A 9,650-nucleotide genomic window follows, 5' to 3' on the forward strand; every position below is an offset into this window, starting at 1 on the left:
TGTCCTCGTAGGTCGATGTCATGAAACGCGCACCGGTCCGGCCGTTCCGGAAGGCGCGCCGGGCCCGGTGTCCGGGAGGCCCGCTGGGCCCGGCGCGTGGTAGTCGGTTCGGTGTACGCGGAGGTCAGCGGCGGCGGCCGCGTTTGAGCTGGAGTCGCTGGAAGCTCGGCGGCCCGTCGTCGCGGACGCGCCGCCAGGCCTTCCGGTACAGGTCGGCGACGGGCTCGACGGGCGCCACCACGCCGAGCACCGCCACCTCGCCGGTGACCAGGTCGAACATGGGGAGCTTCCACTGCTCGAGCGGGAGCATCGGCGCGTTCAGGCCGACCCACCCGCCGGGCAGGAACAGCGACCGCCCCGCTCGCGAGCGCTCGGCTTCGACCACCAGGTCGGTGGCGGCCAGTTCGGCCCGCGCCGCCTTCGCCCGCGCGGGCTTCCAGCCGGTCCACCGGGTGACGTGCCGGTCGGTGGGATCGGGCATCGCGAGCACCATGAGGTACAGCGAGGCGGCGTCCTCCCCGAGCCCGTACTCCTTCGCGACCTCCGTGACCAGGCCGGGGACCGACCTGGACGGATCCTGCGGCCACCAGGTGCCGTCCTTGTCCCGCTTCCCCTCGACGGGATCGCCGGGATCGCCGAGCAGCGCGGCGAACCGGTCGTCCCCGGCCAGCCGAAGCGACAGTTCCACAGGGAACGGGTGATCGGCGTCGTGGCGAAGCGCACGCAGGTACGGGTCGCCGCCGGTGTCGTCCAGCAGGGACACCAGCAGGCCGGGGCTGGGCCGGTCGTCGTGGGTGGCCATGACGACGGCGCCGTACCGCTCCCAGCCCTCGCCCGTCTCCACCGGCTCGCCCGCCACCTTGCGGAACTCGGGGAGGCTGACGTAACGGGCCAGGTCGATCAGCAGGCCGGGCGCGGCCAGCCGTTCGCGGACCGCCCTCAGCGCGGCGGGCAGCATGGCCCGCACCGGGTCGCCCGCAGGCAGCCGGTGGGCGAGCCACGCCGCCAGGGGCACGAAACCGGACAGGGTGGTCGCCGTGAACCCGGTGGCCTTGTCGTCCACGGGGGCGACCCGGTCCCCACGGACCTTCCAGCGCAGGTCCGTGCTCAGTTCCGGCGAGGCGGCCGGGTCGAACACGGCGGCCAGCGAACCGCTCGCGCCCCACGCCGTCTTCACCGCCCGCGCGGTCTCGGCGAGCAGCCATTCGGGGACGGCCGGCCGGTGCCCCACCTTCTCGTTCCACACCGCGGCGGCGGCGGCCACGTCGGGTCCGTCCGTCCACAGGCGGGCCGGGTCCTCGGGCAGGAGCGCCGCCAGGACCGCCCTCAGGACGGCGGTGTCCAGCCTGCGCAGCTCGTTCCTGGCCACGTTGGCGTCGGCCGACTTGACGCCGAGCGTGGTGCGCGCCTCGGCCGACAGGAAGTTCCGTTCGTAGCCCTCCAGGTTGGGCATTCCCGCCACCACCAGGCGGGCGGTCGTCGGCGACACGCCGGTGAGCCGGGCGAACTCGTCGGCGGCCTCAGGCCGCCACTCCGCGGGTCCGCGCGCGGACAGTTCGCCGAGCAGGCTCGCGAGCCAGCCCGGCGCGCGGTGCACGCCGACCGGGGCCGAGGTACGCACACTATACGGCTGCGGTACCTCGAAACGTCCCGAAGGATCGTGATAGAGCACCTCGAAGTCGGCGTTGGCGTGGTCGGTCCACTTCGCGTGCAGGACGCAGATGAGCCCGCCGTTCCCCGCCGGCAGGGTGCCCAGCCAGGTGCCGGTCTTGGGCAGGCCGTCCGGCGTCCGCAGGTGCGGGTCGCCGAGGCTCAGCCTGAACCGCCGCCACTGGTCGTCCGCGGTGACGAGCCCGAGCTCGTCGAGCTCGTGGAGCAGCAGGCGGAGCGCGTCCCCCCGCTCCTGCTCGTCGAACGCCGACAAGGCCCGGTACGCCACCGCCGCGCCGTCATCGAGCAGGTCGAACCACTCCAGGTACGCCCTCGGCAGGTCCGGCTGGTCGAAGTGCAGCCGCACGACCGCGCCGCCCCGCTGAGGACCGGCCCCGGGACGCGGCACCGAGGCGCCGGGCACGGAGGCCGACGCATCCGGCCCTGGGCCCGTCATCGCGGCCGCCCCTGCGGCGTCCGGCCCGGGGGAGGCGGCGGCCCGGAGGGCGCGGGAGATCAGCCGGAGCTGGCGGAACGTCCCGTCCTCCTCCCCGGCGTACGACCAGCCGGTCCCGAAACCGGACAGGGCCTCGCGCAGGACGGAGTCGGCGGGGCCGGGCGGAACCTCCTTGCGCGTGTCGCCGGCCAGCGCCAGGGTGAGCCGGGTCGCGACGGTCTCCAGGGCCGCCTGCTGGAAGGCGGCGAACCGCAGCACCCCGGCGACCCCCGCGACCAGCGCCTCCGCGCTGATTCCGGGCAGGGACCTCCCGACCAGGGCGGGCAGGTCGTCCTCGCCGGCGGCCGCCGCCAGCAGTGCCGCCGCGGCGTCCCGGTCGACGCGGCGCAGGACCGCCGAGCCCTCCGGGTCACGAGGCCGCAGGTGGTACCAGTAGCGCTGTGGCAGCAGCCGCGCGGTGCCCGCCGCGAACGGCCCGGGGGCGTCGTCGGCCGTCGCCACGGAGGTGACGACGCCGTCCGGGTCGACGATCTTGAAGACGTTGGAGTCCCGGATGAGCGCGCGCGGGCGGTCGTCTCCGGGAAGGGTCAGGGCGAGATACGGCCTGCCGGGGCCGTCCGGCGCGCCCGGGACCGTGACGACGCGTCCCGCGAGGTCCTCGCCGCGCATGGTGCCGTCCGGCAGGCGCACCACCCGCCAGCCGAGCAGCCCGTCCACGGGCACCCCCGCCGGGGCGGCCTCGCCGGAGGGGGCGGGAAGGATCCAGCCGGTGTGCAGCGTGCTGCCGGCCGGGGCGGTCCGCAGCGCGTCGGCCAGGAAGGCGGGCATGCCCGGGCGGCCGTACTCCCCGGTGGCCGGGTCGTACTCGTGCCAGGCCCTGAGGCCGTCTTCGCCGGGGGACCACGCCCAGTACGAGGCGCCGTCGGTGATCACGTCCCTGCCGGCGGGGATGACGGTGTCCCCGCGATGGATCACCCCGCCGCCGGTGGTCCGCCCGCCGCCCGGCAGCGGCAGGCTCACGCCCGTGGTGTTGATCCACCAGCGCCCGTTCTCGCTGTCGATGGGGTGCGGCCGGTTCGCGGTTGAATGCCAGTATCCGCGCAGCCGCCCGTCCAGCTCCTTGGACGCCCAGTAGACCAGCAGCTCGCCGTCCACGTGGTGGAAGGCGGCGAAGTTCCACGCGTCGTTCCCCGGGATCCGCAGGTCGTGGGTGAGCACGACGCCGTCGTGGCCGATCACCCGGGCCTGCGACGCGCTCGCGACGACCAGGTTCGGCCAGGCGTCCGACACGACGAGGCCCGCGATCTTCTTCGGCGGGACGAGGGCGCACGCCTCCTCCCACGCCGGCCAGCCGAGCTCGTCGAACAGCCCGGCGCGCAGCGTGCGCGCCAGGATCTCGGCGAGGTCGGCACCGGCGGCGGCGGCCACCTCGTCCTTCGCGAGGACCAGCGCCTCGGACGGCAGCCACATCAGCCGCTGCAGGCTGTCGGGCAGGCCCGGCAGCCCTGCGGCGATGGACCGGCCGGCGACCTCGCGCACCCACTCCGTCAGCATCGGACGCCCGCCGGGGGACTCCGACAGCAGCGCTATGGCCTGCAGCCCGTCCCTGTCATTGCCGAAGCGGTCGGCCGCCTCGTGGAACGCCCGCCGGAACCGCTCGTCGGTGGCCAGGGCGAGCAGGTCGCGCTGTCCCTCGCCCCGCGCCCAGTTCTCCAGCGCGAACCGGTACCCGTCCTCGGGGACCGAGACCGGCACGTCCAGCGACAGCAGCAGGTCGAGCAGGTCCACGTCGATGGGCGCCGTCAGCGCCTCACCCGACTCCGCGAGCTCGTCCCGCAGCCGACCGGCCACCCGTTCCACCAGCGAATACAACTCCGGCATCCGCTGCTGCCGCCACCCATACCCCCGCAACCGCCCAAACCGCCGAACCCACCCGACCACCCCATCCACCGGCCGAGCCACCAGCTCACCCGCGCCCGCACCCGTCCCGGATGGTTGCACCACCCCGTCCATCCCGTCAGCCGGCCGCGGTGCCTCTCCCGTGACCCCGCCCGGGCCGCCGCGTGCGCTGCCGTCCGTGTGACACAGGCCCTCGGTGGCCCCGGAGTCCTCCAGGATCGACAGCCACAGGGCCGCGATCTCGTGCCCGCCGCTCTGCGGCATCAGGTTCAACAGGGTGCCGCGGAAGGTGACGTCCTGCCGGGCCAGGGCGACCAGCGCCGCACGGTGGGCCTTCCACCAGCCCACCGCCGCGCGCAGCGCCGACGGCAGCGCGACCACCTCGGCCAGGTACGCGCGCTCTACCGCCGCCGGGTCCTCGCCGGCCGCCTTGGCCAGCCGCAGCAGCTCGGTCGTCATCTGCGCCGACGGCGGGAGCCCGCCCGCCGTACGCCGCATGCACAGCGAGGTGAACCTCCGCAGCGCCTCCTCCGGCGCGACCCGCGCCGACAGGTCCTTGGCGTACGCCGCGAGCACCTTCACCGGCAGCGCCCCGGCCAGCGCGTACTCCAGGAAGACCGCGTCCAGGCGGTCCTCGTCCACCGTCAGCCCGTGCTCGGCTTCGGCCTTACGGGCCTTGGCGAACATCTGCGCCGCGTACGTCGCGTTCTCCATGGCGAGGAAGGTCCGCCCGGCCTGCTCGTAGAACGTCGGCAGGAAGTGCGGGACGGCGGCGGCGAGCTGGCGGGCGAGCGCCAGGTAGGCGTCCAGGGCGGCCTTCGGCTTGGACTTGACCTGCTTCGCGGCCCGCTCCAGCTCGGGCACCACCGCCAGCGCCTGATGGCCGTCCTCCGGGTGGTGCGCCAGCACCCACTCCGGGAAACCGAGGGCCTGCCGCATCCCCAGCCCCACCACTGCGGGCTCGGCCGAGGGAACCAGCCCGAGGAAACCGGCGGCCAGATCCTCCGCCGCACCCAGCTCCCCGGCCACCAGCCGGACCACGACCCGCCCCTCCAACCCAGGATGGGCATACGCCCGCGCGGTCATGACAACCGCCTGCTCCCCAACCCCCACCCCCGAAGGAGTACCGGCACCATCCCAGGGGAGGATCGCCCCCGCCTTGAGTAACTCCTCCGCGCTCCACACCACCGGCCCGCTCATACGACTGCCCCTTCCGCGACCTGGCGGCCCGCGTACAGCGTCGCGGCCATGCGCATTCCCTCCGACCACGCCACGGGACCCACGTCCCGGAGCGGGATCGACCGCCCGTCACGGTCGTTCCAGGACAGGTTGCCGGTCTCGGTGTCGCCGTCCCAGTACGGCTCCCCGATCCACACCGCCGCCTCCTCGGCCCGCCCCACGTCCCGCACGCGGCAGGTCGCGTACCCTCCCGACACCCGGTAGCCGGCCGACGAGGCCCGCGCGGCGAGCTGGAAGCGGGAGGCGAACTTGCCGCCGGAGAACTCGGACACCTCCGTGACGTTCGCGGCGAGGTCGGCGGGTTTGTTCCAGGTGGCCCGGTGAATCTGCTCGACCCGCTGCGCCACGCCCAGCTCTGACGCGAACTCCCGCAGGTCGTCCAGGTCGGGCAGCAGCACCGGGTGCGCCAGCGTCACCGTCACCGGCGACAACCGAACGGTCTCCCCGTCCAGGTTCACCACCCGCAACTCCCCGGCCTCCGTCCCGGGCGCGCTCCTGGTGTCCGCTCCCAAAGCGTCCCCCGCCTGTCCGATCGCGGCGTCGCGCAGGAAGCCCACGTCGTCCGGGTCGTCGCCGACGACCACCAGGTCGCGCAGCGCGGACCGCCAGGCCTCGTCCTGCCACACGCGGGCGATGAGACCGGTGGGCACGGGCAGGGACGAGACCATCCAGGTGTCCACCTGCGCCACGCAGGCGTCGGCGTGCCGGTCGAGCCATTCGGTCAGCCGGCGCAGCCGATCCACCTCGGGATGATCCCGCAGTGCTTTCGGAAGGGACTTCAACTGCCGCCCCGGCCCCTTGCCGGTGACGGCCCGCGCCACCACCCGGCCCTCCTGAAGGGCCACCTCGTAGCCCTCACCCGCCGACAGCCAGCTCACTGGCGCACACCTTTCGCCGTCGTTGATTGCCCGCGATCGAACCGGAAGACCCGGCCCCGCCGCAGCGATGCGGGAACGCTAGCGGCAATCACTGACAAAAGATCGCGTTTACCTCCACAACCCCAAACTCCCCAACCCGACCACCACCACCCCAACCCGACCACCACCACCCCAACCCACCAAGACCCCGCCCCGACCCGACGGTCATCCCGTCCACGGTCCGACCGCCACCCCATGCCCCACGCGCGCCTGCCGCCCCCGCCCAGGGTCCGACCGTCACCCCGCCCACCATCCGAGCGCCCCGCTCCCGGCGAACTTCGTATCGGGGGTGATTTGCGATTTGTCGTACCCTGCCGCGATGCTGTCCCTCATGCCCCTCGGCCCGCTGAACAGTGACAACCCGCCCACGACCGGGCGTCCCACGACCGGGGCATCCTTAGGACGGATCTTGGGCGAGGACATCCCGGATCCCCCGCACGCCGGCGGGCACGCTCCCGGGCGAGGCTGATGCCGGCCCTGGACGTCGCGCAGTGGGCGGTGGTGCTGTTCTCCCTGGTCCTGGTCGGTTTCTCCAAGACCGGCGTGTCCGGTGCGGGTACGGTGGCGATCGCCCTGTTCGCGCTAGTGCTCCCCACGAAGAGCTCCACGGGCATGCTGCTGCCCCTGCTGCTCGTCGGTGACGTCGTCGCCGTCGCCTCCTACCGGCGCCACGCCGACTGGCCACGGCTCCTCAGGCTCTTCCCCTGGGTGGCGGCCGGGGTCGTGGCCGGCGCCCTCGTCGTCCGCTGGGTCGACGACACGCAGATGAGGCGGCTCATCGGGGCGATCCTGCTGGCCATCATCGCCGTCCACCTGTGGAACCGGAGCCGGGGGCCGGAGTCCTCGCTCGCGCACCACCGGGCGGTCGCCGCCCTCGCCGGGATCTTCGCCGGTTTCGCGACCATGACCGCCAACGCCGCAGGTCCGATCATGGCCGTCTACCTGCTGGCGGCGGGAATGCCGATGCTGGGCTTCCTCGGCACCAGCGCGTGGTTCTTCCTGACGATCAACGCCTTCAAGGTGCCCTTCAGCGTCGCGCTGGGCCTCATCACCCCCGCCACCCTCGCCTTCGCGGCCGCGACCGCCCCGGCCGTCCTGGCCGGCGCCGCCGCCGGCCGCCTGGTCATCGGCCGCATCAACCGGACCTGGTTCGAACGGGTTACCCTGACCCTCACCGTCCTAGCCGCGCTCCGCCTTCTCCTCTGACCCACTGACCCGCCGCGCGCCGGCCAGGCAGGAGGCGGGCCCGGTTTCCGGTACCCGCAGCGACAGCGCGAGCCACACCAGGCATGCTCCCGCCAGGACGTGCAGGGCACTGGTCAGGACGGTGTCGGGCAGCGGCGCGAGCAGCGCGAACGGAGCCAGCGTCAAGCCGTACCCCCAGGCTGGAACCGCAGGGTGGACCCTCGCCCGGACCATCGAGATCGCGAACAGGACCGACCCGACGGCGAACACGACGGCGCTGCCGAGAAGCACCGCGCGGGTGGGTCCCTGCAGCAACGCCGCCAGGGCCGTCCGATCGAGGTAGAACAGCGCGATGTTCAGCGTGTACGCGGCGCCCCCGAACAGTCCGAGCCCGATCAGGTTCACCGCGTACGCCACGAGTCCCGCCGTGCCGGCCCGCTCGCGCTGGCCCAGGTAGAGGGCGGTGAGCAGGGGGACGGCCAGCGCGGGGGAAACGCCGAGCACGAAACTGGTCGGCGCGGTCTCCCCGGTGACGGCCTCGACCGCGCCCGGCACCCCGATGAAAAGCCCGCACAGCACACCACTGGCCGCGCTGAAACGCGTGAAAGGCGTCATGAACACTCCTCGCGGCCCCCGGGCGAACACCGGGCCCGCACTCCCGGTCGGGCCCCACACGGAGCCGGACGGCGACAAAGAAAAGGTCTCACCGAACGTAAAAGCCCCCGACCGCCCCCCATAAGTGCCAACCGGCCAACTCCCACCCACCCACGCACGTTCGCCCAACCCCACCCCCACCAACCCAGGTCCACCCCACCACCCGACCGGCACTATCAGCTCGCCCCTAGTAGGTCCGACGGCTACTATCCCGGCCAGTGATAAGTGCTGATCGGCCAAACTGGACACCCGCGGGCGTCCACTTCGTCGCCTGACCGGCTCCGTCAGGCCGTGTCCGGCAGGTCCGGCACCGCAAGGCCGCGTCCCGGAGGTCCGATCACGCCGTAAGGCCGTACCTTCCGCCGCGCCCGTATATCCCGAGTGGCCGATCGGCATGTGCCAGGTGGCCAGAGTCGCCCGCGGGAGCGGCCGGGCCGCGTGTGGCGGGCGTACCCTGCGAAAGTGTCGTCATCGCGGACCGTCTCGTGGGTGTCGTCGATCCTCTACGGCGCGGTGCTCGTCTCGGGCGTCTACTACGACCTCGCCCACCTTGGCCACGACCCGGGCCGGTTCGGCCCCCTGCCGTCCCTGGCGGGGCTGCTCGCGGGCATCGCGTCGCTGTTCGCCCTCGACCTGATCGAGCGCCGGCGCCACCCGGTCCGCACGCCGCCCCGTACCGCCGTGCTCCTGCTCTGCCTGCGGCTCCTGCTGTTCGTCACGGTGGCCGCGCTGGACGGCTCCGGCCTGTCCAGAATCCTGCTGGTATTGGTGCCCTTCACCGCGTACTTCGCGTTCGGCCGGAAGGTCAGCGTGGCGTCGGCCGTCGTCTGCGTGGGGGTCGTGATCGCGGGCTACCGGCTGACGGTCCCGCGCTGGTATGCGGACCCCGCCACCATCTCCGACCTTCTCATGATCTGCGTGGGCCTGGTCCTCACCGTGACCATGGCGGCGGTGGCCGTGGGGGAGCGGGAGGGCCGTGCGAGGCTGGAGCAGGCCAACATTCGGCTGTCCGCCTACGCCGAGCAGGTCGCCGAGCTGTCGGCCACGGCCGAACGCGTCCGGGTGGCCCGTGACATCCACGACGGCCTCGGCCACCATCTCACCGCGATCTCGGTCCTCCTGGAGAAGGCCGCCGCCTTCGGCGACCGGGATCCCGCCGTCGCGGACCAGGCCCTCGCCGACGCCCGCGCCTCGACGCGCAGCGCCCTGGAAGACGTACGGCGATCGGTCCGTACCCTCCGCACCCCCGAGAGCACCCGCACCCTGGCCGAGTCGCTCGCCGACCTGGTGCGCAACATGGACGACCCCGAGCTCGCCATCACCCTCGAGGTGGCCGGCGAGGAGACCGGCCACGACGCCAAGGCGCGCGGCACCCTGTACCGGGCCGCCCAGGAAGCGCTCACGAACGTACGGCGCCACGCGCACGCCGGCCGGGTCTCGGTACGCCTGACCTTCGACGACGAGCAGGCGCGGCTCGTCGTCACCGACGACGGGCGCGGCCTTGGAGGGCGGACGGAGGGTTTCGGCCTGCTGGGCATGCGCGAGCGAGTCCACCTCGCCGGCGGCCACCTGGCCCTCACCAACCTCGACCGACCATCCACCGGCACCCGCCTGACCATAACCATCCCCCGCCCCCCACCACCCACCCC

General features: G+C 73.4%; 5 protein-coding genes. 2 read left to right on the forward strand and 3 right to left on the reverse strand.

What is annotated here, in order from left to right; all coding sequences use genetic code 11:
* Positions 1–124: 124 nt before the first annotated feature.
* Together NYZ98_RS12430 and NYZ98_RS12435 are read right to left on the reverse strand one after the other, a co-directional pair.
* Positions 125–5,047 carry a DNA-binding protein gene (locus NYZ98_RS12430; protein WP_262842798.1) on the reverse strand — a complete coding sequence of 1,641 codons (4,923 nt, stop codon included), beginning with the start codon at positions 5,045–5,047 and terminating at the stop codon, positions 125–127.
* Between the two features lie 155 nt (positions 5,048–5,202).
* Positions 5,203–6,123, reverse strand: a complete 921-nt coding sequence (locus NYZ98_RS12435; RefSeq protein ID WP_262842799.1) for a DUF4132 domain-containing protein — start codon at positions 6,121–6,123, stop codon at positions 5,203–5,205.
* A 507-nt stretch (positions 6,124–6,630) separates the two neighbouring features.
* Between NYZ98_RS12435 and NYZ98_RS12440 the strand changes: the two genes are divergently transcribed.
* Entirely contained in the window at positions 6,631–7,368 is a 738-nt protein-coding gene (locus NYZ98_RS12440; RefSeq protein ID WP_262842800.1) for a sulfite exporter TauE/SafE family protein, read from the forward strand.
* Here NYZ98_RS12440 and NYZ98_RS12445 read toward each other — a convergent pair.
* Positions 7,342–7,962 (reverse strand): hypothetical protein, encoded by a 621-nt coding sequence (locus NYZ98_RS12445; RefSeq protein WP_262842801.1) that lies wholly within the window; start codon positions 7,960–7,962, stop codon positions 7,342–7,344. The genes NYZ98_RS12440 and NYZ98_RS12445 overlap by 27 nt on opposite strands.
* A gap of 501 nt (positions 7,963–8,463) precedes the next feature.
* On the opposite strand from NYZ98_RS12445, the gene NYZ98_RS12450 reads away from it, so the two are divergent.
* On the forward strand, positions 8,464–9,650 hold a 1,187-nt coding region (locus tag NYZ98_RS12450; RefSeq protein WP_262842802.1), incomplete at its 3' end, for a sensor histidine kinase.

The organism is Sphaerisporangium corydalis, from assembly GCF_025506355.1.
Lineage (GTDB): Bacteria > Actinomycetota > Actinomycetes > Streptosporangiales > Streptosporangiaceae > Sphaerisporangium > Sphaerisporangium corydalis.